Annotated in this window: 19 protein-coding genes; 9 read left to right on the top strand and 10 right to left on the bottom strand. The window is 63.9% G+C overall.

Annotated elements, in window-relative coordinates; genetic code table 11:
- Nucleotides 1-248: 248 nt before the first annotated feature.
- Nucleotides 249-869, bottom strand: coding sequence for a protein-methionine-sulfoxide reductase heme-binding subunit MsrQ (msrQ, locus tag CFP68_RS14715; protein WP_099827707.1), 621 nt, complete (start codon nt 867-869; stop codon nt 249-251).
- Nucleotides 869-1,798, bottom strand: coding sequence for a protein-methionine-sulfoxide reductase catalytic subunit MsrP (msrP, locus tag CFP68_RS14720; protein ID WP_099827708.1), 930 nt, complete (start codon nt 1,796-1,798; stop codon nt 869-871). The genes msrQ and msrP overlap by 1 nt, the downstream gene beginning before the upstream one ends.
- A gap of 333 nt (nt 1,799-2,131) precedes the next feature.
- Between msrP and CFP68_RS14725 the strand changes: the two genes are divergently transcribed.
- Complete coding sequence (locus tag CFP68_RS14725; RefSeq protein ID WP_099827709.1) at nt 2,132-2,614, top strand: fasciclin domain-containing protein; 483 nt, start codon at nt 2,132-2,134, stop codon at nt 2,612-2,614.
- Between the two features lie 142 nt (nt 2,615-2,756).
- On the opposite strand, the gene CFP68_RS14730 is transcribed toward CFP68_RS14725, so the two are convergent.
- Together CFP68_RS14730 and CFP68_RS14735 are read right to left on the bottom strand one after the other, a co-directional pair.
- The gene (locus CFP68_RS14730; protein ID WP_099827710.1) at nt 2,757-3,647 is read right to left on the bottom strand and encodes a cation diffusion facilitator family transporter; all 891 of its coding nucleotides are present in this window, start codon (nt 3,645-3,647) and stop codon (nt 2,757-2,759) included.
- Between the two features lie 44 nt (nt 3,648-3,691).
- Nucleotides 3,692-4,231: an SH3 domain-containing protein gene (locus CFP68_RS14735; RefSeq protein WP_169961481.1), complete on the bottom strand. Its 540-nt coding sequence runs from the start codon at nt 4,229-4,231 to the stop codon at nt 3,692-3,694.
- A gap of 156 nt (nt 4,232-4,387) precedes the next feature.
- Here CFP68_RS14735 and CFP68_RS14740 point away from each other — a divergent pair, with 156 nt between their 5' ends.
- Nucleotides 4,388-5,374, top strand: coding sequence for a 2-hydroxyacid dehydrogenase (locus tag CFP68_RS14740; RefSeq protein WP_099827847.1), 987 nt, complete (start codon nt 4,388-4,390; stop codon nt 5,372-5,374).
- Nucleotides 5,375-5,382: 8 nt separating this feature from the next.
- Here the strand turns inward: CFP68_RS14740 and CFP68_RS14745 are convergent, their stop codons facing one another.
- Nucleotides 5,383-6,093 (bottom strand): PAS domain-containing protein, encoded by a 711-nt coding sequence (locus CFP68_RS14745; RefSeq protein ID WP_099827711.1) that lies wholly within the window; start codon nt 6,091-6,093, stop codon nt 5,383-5,385.
- A 166-nt stretch (nt 6,094-6,259) separates the two neighbouring features.
- Here CFP68_RS14745 and CFP68_RS14750 point away from each other — a divergent pair, with 166 nt between their 5' ends.
- The 3 genes from CFP68_RS14750 to CFP68_RS14760 all read left to right on the top strand — a co-directional run bounded on the left by CFP68_RS14750 (nt 6,260) and on the right by CFP68_RS14760 (nt 10,040).
- The gene (locus CFP68_RS14750) at nt 6,260-6,463 is read left to right on the top strand and encodes a CsbD family protein (protein WP_099827712.1); all 204 of its coding nucleotides are present in this window, start codon (nt 6,260-6,262) and stop codon (nt 6,461-6,463) included.
- A gap of 164 nt (nt 6,464-6,627) precedes the next feature.
- Nucleotides 6,628-9,120: a GcvT family protein gene (locus CFP68_RS14755; RefSeq protein ID WP_099827713.1), complete on the top strand. Its 2,493-nt coding sequence runs from the start codon at nt 6,628-6,630 to the stop codon at nt 9,118-9,120.
- Nucleotides 9,121-9,194: 74 nt separating this feature from the next.
- Nucleotides 9,195-10,040, top strand: a complete 846-nt coding sequence (locus CFP68_RS14760; protein ID WP_099827714.1) for a hypothetical protein — start codon at nt 9,195-9,197, stop codon at nt 10,038-10,040.
- 99 nt (nt 10,041-10,139) lie between these two features.
- Here CFP68_RS14760 and CFP68_RS14765 read toward each other — a convergent pair whose 3' ends face one another.
- Both CFP68_RS14765 and CFP68_RS14770 read right to left on the bottom strand, forming a co-directional pair.
- On the bottom strand, nt 10,140-10,370 hold the full coding sequence (locus tag CFP68_RS14765; protein ID WP_241524111.1) for a DUF1150 family protein: 231 nt from the start codon (nt 10,368-10,370) through the stop codon (nt 10,140-10,142).
- Nucleotides 10,371-10,384: 14 nt separating this feature from the next.
- A complete protein-coding gene (locus tag CFP68_RS14770; protein WP_099827849.1) occupies nt 10,385-10,804 on the bottom strand; it encodes an Hsp20 family protein in 420 nt (139 codons plus the stop codon).
- Between the two features lie 179 nt (nt 10,805-10,983).
- Here CFP68_RS14770 and CFP68_RS14775 point away from each other — a divergent pair, with 179 nt between their 5' ends.
- The 3 genes from CFP68_RS14775 to CFP68_RS14785 all read left to right on the top strand — a co-directional run bounded on the left by CFP68_RS14775 (nt 10,984) and on the right by CFP68_RS14785 (nt 12,949).
- A complete protein-coding gene (locus tag CFP68_RS14775) occupies nt 10,984-11,202 on the top strand; it encodes a YdcH family protein (protein WP_099827715.1) in 219 nt (72 codons plus the stop codon).
- A 195-nt stretch (nt 11,203-11,397) separates the two neighbouring features.
- The gene (gene purE, locus CFP68_RS14780) at nt 11,398-11,883 is read left to right on the top strand and encodes a 5-(carboxyamino)imidazole ribonucleotide mutase (RefSeq protein ID WP_099827716.1); all 486 of its coding nucleotides are present in this window, start codon (nt 11,398-11,400) and stop codon (nt 11,881-11,883) included.
- Nucleotides 11,876-12,949 carry a 5-(carboxyamino)imidazole ribonucleotide synthase gene (locus tag CFP68_RS14785; protein ID WP_099827717.1) on the top strand — a complete coding sequence of 358 codons (1,074 nt, stop codon included), beginning with the start codon at nt 11,876-11,878 and terminating at the stop codon, nt 12,947-12,949. Before purE ends, CFP68_RS14785 begins: the two co-directional genes overlap by 8 nt.
- Here the strand turns inward: CFP68_RS14785 and CFP68_RS14790 are convergent.
- The gene (locus tag CFP68_RS14790; RefSeq protein WP_099827718.1) at nt 12,946-13,638 is read right to left on the bottom strand and encodes an esterase/lipase family protein; all 693 of its coding nucleotides are present in this window, start codon (nt 13,636-13,638) and stop codon (nt 12,946-12,948) included. The genes CFP68_RS14785 and CFP68_RS14790 overlap by 4 nt on opposite strands.
- A 76-nt stretch (nt 13,639-13,714) precedes the next feature.
- On the opposite strand from CFP68_RS14790, the gene CFP68_RS14795 reads away from it, so the two are divergent.
- Complete coding sequence (locus CFP68_RS14795) at nt 13,715-14,164, top strand: NUDIX domain-containing protein (protein ID WP_099827719.1); 450 nt, start codon at nt 13,715-13,717, stop codon at nt 14,162-14,164.
- 131 nt (nt 14,165-14,295) lie between these two features.
- Here CFP68_RS14795 and groL read toward each other — a convergent pair whose 3' ends face one another.
- Together groL and CFP68_RS14805 are read right to left on the bottom strand one after the other, a co-directional pair.
- Entirely contained in the window at nt 14,296-15,942 is a 1,647-nt protein-coding gene (gene groL / locus CFP68_RS14800) for a chaperonin GroEL (RefSeq protein WP_099827720.1), read from the bottom strand.
- A 56-nt stretch (nt 15,943-15,998) separates the two neighbouring features.
- A complete protein-coding gene (locus tag CFP68_RS14805) occupies nt 15,999-16,286 on the bottom strand; it encodes a co-chaperone GroES (protein WP_099827721.1) in 288 nt (95 codons plus the stop codon).
- Nucleotides 16,287-16,411: the final 125 nt, after the last annotated feature.

Consider the following 16,411-nt stretch of genomic DNA (forward strand, 5'->3'; position numbering starts at 1 on the left):
GCCTCGTCAGCGCCGCCGGTGAAGAGGGTTCTAAGGTTATCACCCAATACCCGCAAGCAGATTCTGAAAGAAATGTGGAACTTTTCTGGTTATTTTGATTTATCTTTGTTTATCAGCATGATGCAGGTCCAGCTGAGGGAGCAAATCCCGCATTTTTAGCCGCTTGAGCGCACTTCCGTTGGGTAAGGATGGCGGGTTTTGCGGCACGACCCGAGTCGGATCGGGCCGATATGCCCGAATCCGCCGAGTCAGCTTTCGCCGCGCGCGGCCTGCAGGACCGCCGGGTTGGGCAAGCGCAGCGCGAGAAGGAACAGGATCGCGCCGAGATAAAGCAGCGGCTCGATCTGCCAGCCCTTCACCAGCATCACCCAATGCACCGCACCAAGCACCACCGATACATAGACCAGCTTGTGCAGCCGCTGCCACGCCTTGGGCCCCAGCCGGCGGATCGACCAGGTATTGGATGTCACGGCCAGCGGGATCAGCAGCAGGAACGCCGCCATGCCCACCGTGATATAGGGCCGTTTGACGATGTCGGCCCAGATCTGGCCCGGCAACTGGACGTCCAGCACCAGCCAGACCAACAGGTGCAGAGAGATCAGGTAGAACACCATCAAGCCCAGCGCGCGGCGAAACTTGATGAGGTGTATGCCGAAAAAGCGGCGAAGCGGTGTGATGCAAAGCGATGCGATCAGCACCTGCAAGCCCAGCTCGCCCAAGCGATGTTCGAGGGCGCGAATGGGTTCGACCCCCAGGCCGCCGGTGAACCCGAGATAAAGCCACCAGAACGGCACCGCCCCCAGCACGACATAGATGGGCCATGTCGGCAGGGGTCGCAGCGCGCCGTTTATGCGTCGCGCCAGCGCCATCAGAAGTTGGCCCGAAGATCCATGCCGTCATAAAGCGACGCCACCTGGTCGCCATAGCCGTTGAACTTCTGCGTCTCGACCCGCTTGGCGAAGAACCCGCCACCGACCTTGCGTTCGGTCGCCTGGCTCCAGCGGGGATGGTCGACTTCGGGGTTCACGTTGCTGTAAAACCCGTATTCGCGGGCATTGGCCATGTTCCAGCTTGTCGGCGGCTCGGTCTCGGTGACGGAAATCCGCACGATCGACTTGATCGACTTGAAACCGTACTTCCACGGCACCACCAGGCGCAGGGGCGCGCCGTTCTGGTTGGGCATCGGTTCGTCATACAGGCCGGTGGCCAGAATCGTCAGCGGGTTCATCGCTTCGTCCAGCCGCAAGCCCTCGCGATAGGGCCAGTCGAGATAGCCGCGCGCCAATCCCGGCATCACGTCGGGCAGAACCGCGGTTTCGAAGGCGACGTATTTGCCCGCGGGCTGCACGCCGACCCGATTCAGCAGGTCGGCCAGTTCGAATCCGATCCACGGCACGACCATCGACCACGCCTCGACACAGCGGAGGCGATAGATCCGCTCTTCCAGATCGACGCCCTTCATGATGTCGTCGAAGCCGTAATCACCCGGCTTGTCGACCAGACCGTCGATCTTTACCGTCCACGGATCGGTCACCATCTTGCCGGCATAGCGCGCGGGATCTTCCTTGCCGGTGCCGAACTCGTAGAAGTTGTTATAGTTCGTGATCTCTTCCAGCGTGTTCAGCGGCGCATCCGTGGAATATGCCGACGGGCTTGCGTTCAACTGGGCCAACGCCGGACTGGCGATCGCCCCGAGTCCCGCGGCACCCGCACCGGCCATCCATTGACGCCGGTTCATGAACACGGATTTCGGGGTCACGTCGGACCAGTTCAGGTCACTCTTGTATCGTCCGGCCATGGTGGCTCCTTCTCTGAACAGTGATGCCTTCTGGTAACCTATATCGCGCGCCTGGCGGCACAAACGATCCCGCCTCACGAAAGCGTTCCGGCCTGAAACACGTTGGTTTCGGCATCTTCCTTGAAGATACGTGGCCGCCGCCCCCGCGGTTTCGCGCCCAACAGATAAAACAATCGTGACTGGAAGCGCGAAACCGCCACGGCTTAGGCCGCGCGCCCCGCCGGTCAAGGCTTCAACATGGCGCAGTGGCGGATTTCGCCGGTGAACCGACGCGGTGAAACGACCGTAGAGAACCCGATGCCAACAACGGCAGCACCAAACGGGAGAAACACCATGATCCGCAGAACCTTTGTCGCACTTGCCACGGCCACCGCCCTTGCATCGCCTGCCTTCGCGGCCGGCGGCTCGATGGACATCGTCGATACCGCTGTCGACAACGGCAGCTTCACGACACTCGCGGCGGCGCTGGAAGCGGCTGGACTGGTCGAGACCCTGAAGGGCGATGGCCCGTTCACCGTGTTCGCACCGACCGATGACGCCTTTGCCGCCCTGCCCGAAGGCACCGTCGAAGACCTGCTGAAGCCCGAAAACAAGGACCAGCTGACGGCAATCCTGACCTATCATGTCGTTCCCGGCGCCGTCATGTCGGGTGACCTGAGCAATGGAATGATGGCCACCACGGTTCAGGGCGGCGACGTCACGATCAACACCGAAGGCGGCGTCACGGTGAACGAGGCGAACGTGACCGCGGCGGATATCGAAGCCAGCAACGGCGTGATCCACGTCATCGACGCGGTGCTGATGCCCCCGATGTGATCACCACGCCTGCGAATGCAGATCGCGCGCCCCTTTGGCCGCGTTGCGCACGATGAGGAAAACGGGCGGTCGTTCTGCGGCCGCCCGTTGCCGTTCCACCGGCGGGACGCTGAGGTAAACCGCGCCCCGACCGGCAATCGGTTCAGGTATCGCCGCGCCAGATGTCCTTGTGAATGATCACGTCACAGCGCGGATATTGCGTCAGGATGGCCCGGCGCAGCGCCGCGCCGATGGCATGGGCCTCTTCCAGGCTTTGGTGTCCGTCCAACTCGATATGCAGATTGACGAAGACGACGCTTCCCGCGGTGCGTGTCTTGAGATCGTGAAAGCCATGGACGCCGGGCCAGTCCCGCACGATTGCTTCGATCCCGGCAACCATGGACGGATCGGCGACCCGGTCCATCAGCGCGTCGCAGGCGCCGCGCCCGATCCGCACGGCACCGACGGCCAGAAAGATCGCCGCCCCCAGCGCAACGAGGGAATCGACCTGCGTCAGACCGAATGCCGACGACGCCCAGAGAGACAGAAGCGCGCCGACCGTCGGGATCAGGTCACCGAGATAATGCATCTGATCGGCGCGCACGACGCGGTTGGACGTGCGCCGCGCCACCCGCCCCTGCCAGAGGATCAGGCCAAGCGTCAGGATCAGCGACAGCACCATGACGATCATCCCGTCGCCCTCGCGCGTCAGCGGCGCGGGCGTGTCGCGCCAAAGCCGGACCAGGGCGGCGACCGCGATCAGCCCGGCGGACGTCAGGATGAACAGCGCCTGGACAAGCGCGGCCAGGTCTTCGGCCGACGTGTGACCGAACGCGTGATCCTCGTCGGGCGGGCGCGCGGCATAGGTGATCGCCGCAAGCGCGCCCAGCGACATGATCAGGTCCATCCCCGAATCCGCCAGTGACGCGGCGACCGACAACGACCCGGTGGTGGAAAACGCCCAAATCTTCGCAAGCACGAGAACAACCGCGACGGCGACCGCGGCAAGGCCGGCGGATTGGTTCAGGCGGGTATGGGCGGGATCGTTCGACATTCTGTGGTGCTAGCCTTTGCACCGGGGCGATACAAGACGGATGGTCAGTCGCGCACTTCGTCCGCCATCACACCCCACAGCGCGGTCTTCTGGACCCACCCCTTGTGGCCATCCTTGCGGATCTCGCACCATTCGACCGTGCAGGCGCCAAGCCGCGCGATCACGCCCTTTTCCGCAATCGCCTCGACGTGGGAATCGCTCTGCGGCCGGGCCATCAGATTCGTGCTCGCCGACTCGACGATCACGGTGCGCACCCCCGACAACAGCGAATAATGCACCCAGCCGCCGGCGCCGTCGATATCGCGCACCTGGCGCCAATGGCCGAATTCGGCGGTGATGCGCAACGGCAGATCCTTGCGCCGATAGACCCAGTCGATGCGATGCGACAGCGACGGCCCACGCCGCACGTTGCCTTCCGTCGCCTTCATCGAAACAAAGCGCGGAATCGGCAGGTTCGTCACCTGCCCCCGCTTCACTTCGGCATGTGCCGCGCCGCCGACAAGCGACACCATCAGCGCCACCAGCGGCACAAGTGTCGAGAAAGCGGCGGGAACCGCGCGAAAAACCGTTTGAATGTAGATCATGTCCACCTGCCCGTTCAAAGAACGACTTGCCTGATTTTGCCCCTTGGATCCGCCGGGATTTCCGGCGCCGGGATCTGTCAGCCGCACTTGCGGCCCGCCCCGTTACACGGCACCTTGCAAGGACTGCACAACGAAGAAAAGAATGGAGACCCGACCATGCCATCAAAGCGCCTGAGTGTTGTCGTTACGCGACGGTTGCCCGAGGTGGTGGAAACCCGGATGTCCGAACTTTTCGACGTCAAGCTGCGCTCAGACGACACGCCCATGGGGCGCGATGAACTGGCCGATGCGGTGCGCCATGCCGACGTTCTGGTGCCCACGGTGACCGACCGGATCGATGCCGCGCTGCTGGCTCAGACCGGCGAGCGGCTGAAGCTGATCGCCCATTACGGCGCGGGGGTCGACCGGCTGGACGTGGCGACCGCACGCCAACGGGGCATCCTGGTGTCGAACACGCCCGGCGTCGTCACCGACGATACCGCCGACATGACGCTGGCCCTGATCCTGGCGGTGACGCGGCGGATTCCCGAAGGCCTGGCCGCCATGCAATCGGGCGATTGGGGCGGCTGGGCGCCCACGGCGTTTCTGGGCGGGCGGATCGGCGGGCGGCGCCTGGGGATCCTGGGGATGGGACGGATCGGCCAGGCCGTCGCGCGACGGGCCAGCGCCTTCGGGATGCAGATCCATTACCACAACCGCAAGCGCCTGCGTTCCTCGGTCGAGGACGATCTGGGCGCGACCTATTGGGAAAGCCTGGACCAGATGGTCAGCCGGATGGACGTGCTTTCGGTCAACTGTCCGCATACGCCGTCCACGTTCCATCTGATGAACGCGCGCCGCCTGAAGCTGATGAAGCCGACCGCAGTGATCGTGAACACCTCGCGCGGCGAGGTGATCGACGAGAACGCACTGACCCGCGGCCTGCGCGCCGGCGAGATCGCGGGCGCCGGGCTGGACGTGTTCGAACGTGGCCACGAGATCAACCCGCAACTGCGCGCCCTGTCCAACGTCGTGCTGCTGCCGCACATGGGGTCTGCCACCGTGGAAGGGCGGATCGAGATGGGCGAGAAGGTGATCGTCAACATCAAGACCTTCGCCGACGGCCACCGCCCGCCGGACCTGGTGTTGCCAGGGATGTTGTGAGCGCCGGCTCAGAGGCCGAAGCGTTCGCTGACGTCGTCCAGCATCATCACGATTCCGGCGGTCGCACCGTCGCTTGCGCGCATTGGCGCCATCTCGCACTCCATCACCCTCAACCCGATCCCGGGCAGGTCGAGCGGATAGGTGTAAAGCTGCCGCTCGCCGCCCATCGCCCTTTCCATCCGGCCGCGCGCCCGCGTCAGGTACCGGTGGCTGCCGACGAGTTCAGCGATGTGGCGGCCGATGATCTTGCGCCGTGGCAGCGTATAGAAGATGGCGTTGGGACGTGAAAATGCCATGACTTGGTGATCCGGGCTGTACAGCGAACAGCGGATCGTCGCGCCGTTCACGATATCGCCGATCGCGGACGCATCGGTCGTCCGGTTCAGCATCCGGTCGATCAGTTCACGCTCGCGCGCGACGGCGGCCGGTTCACAACACGACCGCCTGATGCACTTGCCGGCCAGCAGGTCCAGCGCGATCCGCAAATCGCGAAATGCCTGCGATCCCGCCACCCGTGCGCGCGCCCGATGCAGGAAGAAATCGACCTTGGCGCGCAACTCGGCTTCGCATTCGGGCGCCAGGCCCTCGATACGGTCCATCAAATCGGACGCATGGCGCGTCAGGTGCACCGTTTGTTCCAAGGGTGCACCGAACGTCAGGCTTCGGTTCAGACGTAATTCAGTCAGCCGGAAATCGGCGATCAGGCGCACAATACGCATTCGTGAAATTCACTTTGGCTCTATTTTCATAACGGTACCGTTATACATTGATTCTCACAAGAAAAAGGATCGTCCGCCCGACGAATGTGTGGGGGAACCAAACACCGCACCGCGTGTTGATCGCCCAAGGACGCACCAGCGTCGAATTGACAAAGAGGAACGCGTTATGAATTGGGATCAAGTCAAAGGTAACTGGAAGGTCATGAAGGGCAGCGCCAAGGCGAAATGGGGCGAACTGACCGATGACGAACTGGACGAAGCCGCCGGCGAGCGTGACAAGCTGGAAGGCAAGATCCAAGCAAAGTACGGCAAGACCAAGGAACAGGCCCGTGACGAAGTCGACGCCTGGATGGCCGAAAACGACCGGTGATCGAAACAGACATCTGACGTGATACGATAGGGGGGCATTTGCCCCCCTTTTTCGTGGCCGCGATCAGGTTCAGGTCGGTTTTTGACGCTGTTGCGTCGGCACCTGCGCGCGCGCGTTCCATGCGTCCTGCACAGTGGCCGCAGTCGCGCGAAAGGATCCCGCCCATGAAGACCCATGTCAAAGCTCTGGTTGTCGGCGGCGGTGCTGTCGGGGCATCGGTGGCCTATCATCTGGCGAAGGCGGGATGGTCCGACGTGATGTTGCTGGAACGCGACGCGCTGACTGCGGGGTCGACGTGGCACGCGGCAGGCTTGCTGCCCTATTTCAACATGTCCTACGCCACGACGCATATCCACGACCGCTCGATCAAGCTCTACAAGACGCTTGAGGCCGAAACCGGGCTGAACGCCGGATTTTCGGTCGTCGGCAACCTACGCATGGCCCAAAGCACGGCGCGCATGGACGAATACATGCTCTATGCGACCACCGCCGAAACCTGCGGCGTGCCGTTCGAATGGCTGACCCCGGCGCAGATCAGGGACCGCTGGCCGCTGGTCAGGACCGAAGACCTGGAAGGCGCGATCTTCCACCCCACCGATGGCTATATCAACCCCGCCGACGTGACCGAGGCTATGGCCAAGGGCGCACGCCAGCACGGCGCCACCATCGAACGCCGCTGGCAGGTGGATGGATACGCATGGACCGGCGATCACTGGGACGTCACCGTGACGAAGATGGTGGAAAAGGGCGGCAACCTGGTGCCGTCCGAAGAAACGCAGGTGATCCACGCCGAACATGTCGTCACCTGCACCGGCAATCATGCGCAACGCACGGCGCGCCTGCTGGGCATCAAGATGCCCGCGATCCCGGTGGAACATCAGTTCATCGTCACCGAACCGGACCCCGCGCTGGTCGAATGGCGCAAGACCAATCCCCAGCATCCCGTCCTGCGCGACGCCGACGCCAAATGGTATGTGCGCGAAGAACGGGGCGGCTGGATCCTCGGCCCCTATGAGCGGAACGCGCCGGCGCGGTTCGCCTATGGCGTGCCCGACAGCTTCCGCGCCGATCTGTTCCCCCTCGATCTGGACCGGATCGAAGAGGAATACATGTCGATGATCCACCGCATCCCGTCATCGGAAAACTGCGGGCTGAAGGACGATTTCAACGGCCCGATCTGTTACACCCCCGATGGCAATCCGCTGGTGGGTCCGGCGCCGGGGCTGCGCAACATGTGGCTGGCCGAAGGGTTTTCCTTTGGCATCACTGCGGCGGGTGGCACCGGCCATTACCTAGCCCAACTGATGGTCGACGGCGAGGCCGAGATCGACATGGCGTCGCTGGATCCGAAACGGTTCGGTCAGGACTGGATGACCACCGAATACGCGGTGAAGAAGAACGAAGAGGCGTATAAACACGTCTATATCCTGCACCACCCGGACGAGGAACGCTCCGCCGCCCGGCCCCTGCGCACCTCGCCGGCCTATGACCGGCAGGCCGCCCGCGGCGCACAGTTCGGCCAGGTGAACGGTTGGGAGCGGCCGAATTACTTCGCCCCCGCCGGGTTCGACGACCACGCCGCGCGCAGCTTTCGCCATGGCGGCTGGTGGCCCCATGCGGTGGCCGAAGCCGAGGCGATCCGCACCGGCGCAGGGCTGATCGACGCCACGGCGTTTACCAAGCACCGGGTCAAGGGGCCGGGGGCGACCACGTTCCTCGACTGGTTCACCACCAACAGACTGCCCAAGGTGGGCCGGATCAACCTGACCTATGCCTTGACCGACGCCGGGACGACGCGCAGCGAATACACCATCGTCCGCCTGGCCGAGAACGATTATTACCTGATCTCGGCCGGCGCCTGGACGGCCTATGACGCCGATTACCTGCTGAAGGCGGTCGAGGATCGCGAACCCGATTTCGGCCGGATCGACGTTCAGGATGTCACAACGCAATGGGGCGTCTTCGCCATCGCCGGCCCGAAATCGCGCGCCGTGCTGAACGACCTGGTGCGCGACGCCGATCCCGCCACGGTCCTGTCGAACAAGCGGTTCCCTTGGCTGTCGATGCGCGACATCGAACTGGGCATGTGCCCCGTGCGCGCGATCCGCGTCGCCTATACCGGCGAGCTGGGATGGGAGCTGCACCATCCGATCGAGATGCAGAATTACCTGTTCGACCGGCTGATGAACGCGGGCGAACCCCACGGTCTGAAACTGGTCGGCGCGCGGGCGCAGAACTGGCTGAGGCAGGAAAAATCCTATCGCGCCTTCGGCACCGAACTGGGACGCGACGCGACCCCGCTCGAGGCCGGTCTGGATCGCTTCGTCGATCTGGCGAAGGACTTCCGGGGCAAGCAGGCGATGGCGGCGACCGGCATCCGCTCGCGCTGCGTGACGTTCCTGGTCGACGGGCCGGAAGGCGCCAGCCCCTGGGGGCGCGAGGCCTTGTATCGCGGTGATACCCGCGTCGGACGCCTGACATCGGGCGGCTGGTCGGTCGCCTTCGGGCGTTCGATCGCAATGGGATACGTCCGCCCCGATCTGGCGGAACCCGGCACGCGGCTAAAGGTGCGCATGTTCCGCGAGCTCTGGGACGCCGAGGTGACCGAAGACAGCCCCTATGACCCGACCAACGCCGCGATCCGGATCGACGGCTGACACCCGCCGGTGCGGGGCGTCGGCATCTTCCGCCGCCCCCCGCCCGCGTCTATGGTCCCGCAAAACAGGGGACCATGACCATGACCGACACCGCCCAGCCGCGTAAAACCCGCCTTGTCGTCGTGGCATTGATGCTGATCGGGCTGATCGCCGTGTCGGCTTGGGGCGCCGTCAGCTATCGCGACAACCCGCTGACCCGGCGCGCGCAAGACTATACCCAGACGGTCGCGACCACCGCGGCCGCCACGTATGTGACGCTCAGGACGCTGAATGCCTTCCTGTCCACCGCGCAGGAGCTTGAGGTCGGCGTCGGCTTCATTGCCTCGGGCTCGGCCCAACCGATGAAGGTGCTCGAGCCCATCGACGACACGATCGAACGCATCGCGGGCCTGGTGTTCGGCATCATGGTGACGACGGGAATCCTGTCGGTCGCGCTGGGCCCGGTCAGTGCGGTGGGGTTCGGGATGATGGGCGCGGCGGCCGCGCTCTGGCTGGTGGCGAATATCGCGCGGGGGCGGGCACGGCCGCGCGCGTTGCCCCGGCGGCTGGCGTGGTATGGCGCGTTCCTGGGACTTGCGCTGCCCATCGCACTGGTCGGGGCATCACAACTGGCCGGTCACCTGACCGACAACACCTATGCCGTGAACCGCGCCGTGATTGCCGAGATCACCCAAAGCCTTGATGCCGAGACGCCGGGCGATGAGGGCGGCGGCTTTTCCCTCTCCATCGGTGCCATCGACGATTACCGCCAACTGGCCGTCAACGTCTGGAACCGGGCCGACGACCTGATTTCGGCGCTGGTCGCCCTGCTGGCCGTGTTCGTGTTCAACATCTTCATTCTGCCGGGGATGCTGATCGGCGGGCTGTTCATGACGGTGCGGTATTTCGCGCGCGCCGCCCCCGCACATCCGGCCGGATGATCGAGATCATCGTGCGTCATGACAGCACCCGACCGGCAGCCTTCGTAGCCGGGACCACATGAAAAAGGCCCGGACACTTCGGTGTCCGGGCCCGTGAAATCAGTGAACGCTGACCGGTGCCATGTCGTTCTGACGGGCAACGATGAATGCAAGCTGGCGATCGCGCACAAGGGCCAATCGATCGCCCTCGGTGTTGTGGACCGCATAGATATGATCCAGTCCGGCGGCCTGCTCCTGAACATCGTCGGGCAGTTCGTCGACCTTGACGGACCGGACATAGACGATGTTGTCCACACCGTCGTGCATCGGCATCTGTTGTTCGTTTTCCATTTCCCTTACCCCTTTCATGTCCGGCCCTTCGAGATTTCTATTGTTCGAACGACCGGTTCGGGCACCTCTCGGTTGAGATCAACGTGCAAGAGCCCGTTTTCGATCCGTGCACCGGCAATTTCGACACCGTCGGCCAGCACGAAGGTGCGCTGGAACTGACGGGCCGCGATACCGCGGTGCAGGAAAATCCTGTCATCGTCGCATTCGTCCTGACGGCCTCTGACCACCAGCTGGCGGTCCTCGACGGTGATCGACAGATCATCCTCGCCGAACCCGGCCACGGCCAACGTGATCCGGTATCCCGTCGCGCTGGTCTGTTCGATGTTATAGGGCGGATACCCGCCGGTATCTGATTTCGCCGTGCGCTCGACCAACCGTTCAAGCTGTTCGAACCCGAGCAGGAAGGGATGGGACCCCAAGGTCATCTTTGTCATCGACACGTCCTTCATGAAGCGACTGTGCTGTATAATTGCGGCCCCGTTATGGCGACCGTCCACAAGGATATGGGTAACTTGTCGCGTATGTGCAAGGTTGTCGGCGCTGCATGCTTGCGCTTGTCCGCAAACCCGCTAGCCTGCGGCAACCCCGGCGCATCGACGAAAGAACGTCCGACATGAATGCCTCTGCCAAGATGGAAACAGCCGAGATCCTGCGCATCAGGCTTGGCGTGTTGCAGCGCGAACACCGCGATCTGGACCTGGCAATCGCCGCCATCGAGGATCGGGGGTTGCCCGAACCGCTGACCATCCGGCGTCTGAAGAAACAGAAACTGGCCCTGAAGGACCGGATCGCGCGGATCGAGGACGAGCTGACCCCGGACATCATCGCCTGACGCAAAGGGCGGATGAGTATTTGGAGCAAGAAAAAGCGGGCGGTCCGCTTGCGGCCGCGCCGCTGTGGCACCCCCTTGCGCGCGAGCCGGAAGGTTTGCACGGCTCCGGACCGGGTGGGCTGAAGCCGCGCCGTTGACATTGCATTGCCAGATCCGGCAACCCCCCTATAGTGCCGCCGACAAAGAGGAGCGGGTATGACGATCGAGGTCGGGATAATCATGGGCAGCCAGTCGGACTGGCCGACGCTGCGGGCAGCGGCGGACCTGCTGGACGAACTGGCGATCGGCCACGATGCGCGGATCGTATCGGCCCACCGCACGCCCGACCGGCTTTGGGACTATGGCAGGACAGCGGTCGAGCGCGGGTTGAAGGTAATCATTGCCGGTGCGGGCGGTGCGGCACACCTGCCCGGGATGATGGCCAGCAAGACGCGGCTGCCGGTGATCGGCGTGCCGATCCGGACCCGGGCGCTGAGCGGGGTCGATTCGCTGTATTCCATCGTCCAGATGCCGCGCGGATTTCCCGTGGCGACCATGGCCATCGGCGAGGCGGGCGCTGCGAATGCCGCCTTGATGGCCGCCGGGATTTTGGCGCTGAACGATCCAGCACTGGCCGCCCGGCTGGACGACTGGCGCGCCGCCCTGTCGGCCTCGATTCCCGAAAGGCCGAGTGATGAGTGATGTCCTGCAGCCCGGCGCCGTGATCGGTATTCTCGGCGGTGGCCAACTGGGCCGGATGCTGGCCCTTGCCGCCGCCCGCCTGGGGTTCAAGGTCTGCGTCTATGACCCGGCCGGCGATTGTCCGGCCAGCCACGTGTCGAACTTTCACGTCAGGGCAGGCTATGACGATGCGGATGCCCTGTACCGGTTTGCCGATGCCGTCGATGTCGTCACCTATGAATTCGAGAACATCCCGACATCGGCCCTGGACCTGATCGAGGCGCAGCGCCCGATCCGCCCCGGCCGCGAGGCGCTGCGCGTGTCGCAGGATCGGCTGACGGAAAAGACCTTTCTGAACGGCCTGGGCCTGGCGACGGCGCCCTTTGCGCCGGTGACCACCGCCGATGACTTGGACGCCGCCCTGGGCGCGATCGGCACACCATCGATTCTGAAGACGCGGCGCCTGGGCTATGACGGCAAGGGGCAGGCGCGGCTGCACGCCGCCGGTGACGCCGCCGACGCCCTGTCGGCCATGCAAGGCGCCGACGCGATCCTGGAAGGGTTCGTCGATTTCAGCCACGAGGTTTCCGTGATCGGCGCGCGGGGTATCGATGGGCAAGTCGCCTGTTTCGATCCGGGCGAGAACGTGCATCGCGATGGCATATTGCACACCACCACCCTGCCCGCGCGGCTGAGCACGGCGCAACTGACCGATGCCGTGTTGCTTGCCGGGCGCATACTGAATGCGCTGGACTATGTCGGGGTTCTGGGGGTCGAATTGTTCGTGACACCCGCGGGTCTGATCGTGAACGAGATCGCGCCGCGGGTGCACAACTCGGGCCATTGGACCCAGGACGGCTGCGTGATCGACCAGTTCGAACAGCACATCCGCGCCGTCGCCGGCTGGCCGCTGGGCGATGCGCGGCGCCACTCCGATATCGTGATGACCAATCTGCTGGGCGATGACGTCGCACAGATCGCCGATCTGGCGCGTGATCCGGCCAATGCGATTCATCTCTATGGCAAGGCCGAGGCACGGACGGGCCGCAAGATGGCCCACGTCAACCGGTGGATCCGCCCTGCCTAGGGGTGCGAGCGGTCGAAACGGCCGTTCTTCAGGAAATATATCGCCTGCCGGATGACTTCCGAGTTCATCATCATGAAGGTGTGGGTCACCGGCAGCACGATATGATCGTCCATCCCCTGCAGCCGCGTCGATTCGACCGACACCTTGCCGTCATCCGGCCCCGGGATCAGCCTGGAATACAGCGGGTTGAAGGATGAGCTTCCGGCAATCACGCCCAGTTCGAACCGCGGCAGGCCAAGGACATTGGGAACCGAATCGGGATCGGTCCCAAGTTGCAGGCCGGCGGGTCCGTTCAACCATTCGAACGGCTCGAGGTCTCCGAACGCATCGACCAGTTCGGAGCCGTGATTTGGCGGCCCCATCATCACCACCCGCCCCATATGTGCCGGGCGATTGTCCTGCAGCCAGGCGCGCACCAGGATGCCGCCCATGGAATGGGTGATGAAATGCACCCGCGCGTCGCCACAACGCGCCACGGCCTTGGGCAGGATGCGCGGCACCAGTTCGGCAATCGTCGCCTCGGTGGAGGGATACGAGGTGTTCACCACGGCATATCCCGCGGTCCGCAACTGCCCCGCCAACACCGACATCGATCCCGCGCCGCGGGCCAGACCATGCAGCAGCACAACGCAATCGGCCCGCGCAAGGGCGGGCGTCAGCAGCAGGGCAAGGAGAAGGATCAAACGCATGGGGATGGGTATAGCGCATCCGGGCGGCGCCGCATCCCCTCTTGCGGCATCCCCGACGCAGCGGCACAGTGGGTGGATGTCCCGTTCCCCCCGCCTTGCCGTCCGCGCGCTGCTTTTGCACGAGGATCGGCTGTTGCTGGTCAACGCCTTTCCCGGCCGGCAGAGCGATCTGTGGTGCGCGCCGGGCGGCGGGGTCGAAACCGGCGCATCCCTGCCCGACAACCTGAAACGCGAGATCTTCGAGGAAACCGGCCTGACCGTCGCCGTCGGAGCCCCGGCATTGGTCAACGAGTTTCACGAACCGCGGCGCGGCTTTCATCAGGTCGACGTCTATTTCCGCTGCACGCTGGTGGCGGGGGTGCTGGACGATGGGTGGCGCGACCCCGAAGGGGTCGTCAACCGGCGCCGGTGGGTCACCCGCGACGACATCCGCGCGCTGCGCTTCAAGCCGGACAGTTTGGCCGACGCGGCCTGGGCGGCGACCGGCGCGCCGCTCTACGATCCGCTGGAGCTTCTGGTGCGCTGAGTTTTGCGCGCCTCCCCCCGACACGGCGGCGGCCCGCATGAAAATGATCTAAGTCGGGCATCGCACCGGCCGAACGCAAACGGGGGCGCCCTTTCGGACGCCCCCGCGATGTCTCGCGAAGCCGGGCTGGCTTACATCATGCCGCCCATGCCGCCCATGCCGCCCATGTCGCCGCCGCCATGGCCGCCACCATCCTTCTGCGGCTTGTCGGCCACCATCGCTTCGGTGGTGATCAGCAGACCCGCGATCGACGCGGCGTCCTGCAGCGCATGACGCACCACCTTGGCCGGGTCGATGACGCCGAACTTGAACATGTCGCCATATTCTTCGGTCTGTGCGTTGAAGCCGAACTTCAGATCGTCGCTTTCGCGGATCTTGCCGGCAACGACCGAACCGTCGACGCCCGAGTTTTCGGCGATCTGACGCAGCGGTGCTTCCAGGGCCTTGCGGACGATGGAAATGCCGATGTCCTGATCGTTGTTCTCACCCTTCAGACCGTCGAGCGATTTCGCACCCTGGACCAGGGCGACACCACCGCCGACAACGATACCTTCCTGAACCGCGGCGCGGGTTGCGTTCAGCGCGTCATCGACGCGGTCCTTACGCTCCTTCACTTCGGTTTCGGTCATGCCACCGACGCGGATGACAGCAACGCCGCCGGCCAGCTTGGCAACACGTTCCTGAAGCTTTTCCTTGTCGTAGTCCGACGTGGTTTCTTCGATCTGGTTGCGGATCTGGGCCACGCGGGCTTCGATCTCGGCCTTTTCGCCGGCGCCGTCGACGACGGTCGTCTCGTCCTTGCTGATCGTGACCTTCTTGGCGGTGCCCAGCATGTCCATCGTGACATTCTCGAGCTTCATGCCCAGGTCTTCCGAAATCACCTGGCCGCCGGTCAGGATCGCGATGTCCTGCAGCATGGCCTTGCGGCGATCACCAAAGCCCGGCGCCTTGACGGCAGCGATCTTCAGACCACCACGCAGCTTGTTGACCACGAGGGTCGCCAGCGCTTCGCCTTCGACGTCCTCGGCGATGATCAGCAGGGGCTTTTGCGACTGGATGACGGATTCCAGCAGCGGCACCATCGGCTGCAGCGACGAGAGCTTCTTCTCGTGCAGCAGGATCATGCAGTCTTCCAGTTCGGCAACCATCTTGTCGGGGTTGGTCACGAAATAGGGCGACAGGTAACCACGGTCGAACTGCATGCCTTCGACAACATCGGTCTCGGTCTCGAGGCCCTTGTTCTCCTCGACGGTGATGACACCCTCGTTGCCGACCTTCTGCATCGCGTCCGCAATCTGCTGACCGATTTCCTTCTCGCCGTTTGCCGAGATGGTGCCGACCTGCGCGACTTCCGCGCTGTCGTTGACGGGGCGTGCGGCGGATTTGATGTGCTCGACAACCTTGGCCACGGCCAGATCGATGCCGCGCTTCAGGTCCATCGGGTTCATGCCGGCGGCAACCGACTTCATGCCTTCGCGAATGATGGCCTGGGCCAGCACGGTCGCGGTGGTGGTGCCGTCGCCGGCTTCGTCGTTGGTGCGGGAAGCGACTTCCTTCACCATCTGGGCGCCCATGTTCTCGAACTTGTCCTCAAGCTCGATCTCTTTGGCGACCGACACACCGTCCTTGGTGATCCGGGGGGCACCGAACGATTTGTCCAGAACCACGTTGCGACCCTTGGGGCCCAGGGTCACCTTCACCGCATCGGCCAGAATGTTGACGCCCTTCAGCATCTTGTTCCGGGCTTCGGTGTTGAATTTCACGTCCTTGGCAGCCATGTTCAGCTTCTCCTTGGAATGTTCGTTGTTTCAGGGAAAGGGATCGACGACAGGCCTCAGGCGATGATGCCCAGGATGTCGGATTCCTTCATGATCAGAAGCTCTTCGCCATCCAGCGTGACTTCGGTGCCCGACCACTTGCCGAACAGGATCTTGTCACCCGTCTTGACGCCCATCTCGATCAGCTCGCCATTGTCCTTGCGCGCACCGGCGCCACAGGCAACGACTTCACCTTCGGCAGGCTTCTCTTTCGCGTTGTCGGGGATGATAAGACCGCCCTTGGTCTTTTCTTCGCCTTCGACACGGCGAACCAGCACACGGTCATGCAGCGGTGTGAATGCCATCTTTGAACGCTCCTTCGTTCGGGGTTGATAGGTTTGGCACTCACCCAAGGCGAGTGCCAACGAAAGGGCATCTAGTGAGCGTCACCGGATGTGTCAACAGGATTGAAGCGTGATCCCGATCGCTT

The sequence above is a fragment of the Oceaniglobus indicus genome, from assembly GCF_002751875.1.
GTDB lineage: Bacteria > Pseudomonadota > Alphaproteobacteria > Rhodobacterales > Rhodobacteraceae > Oceaniglobus > Oceaniglobus indicus.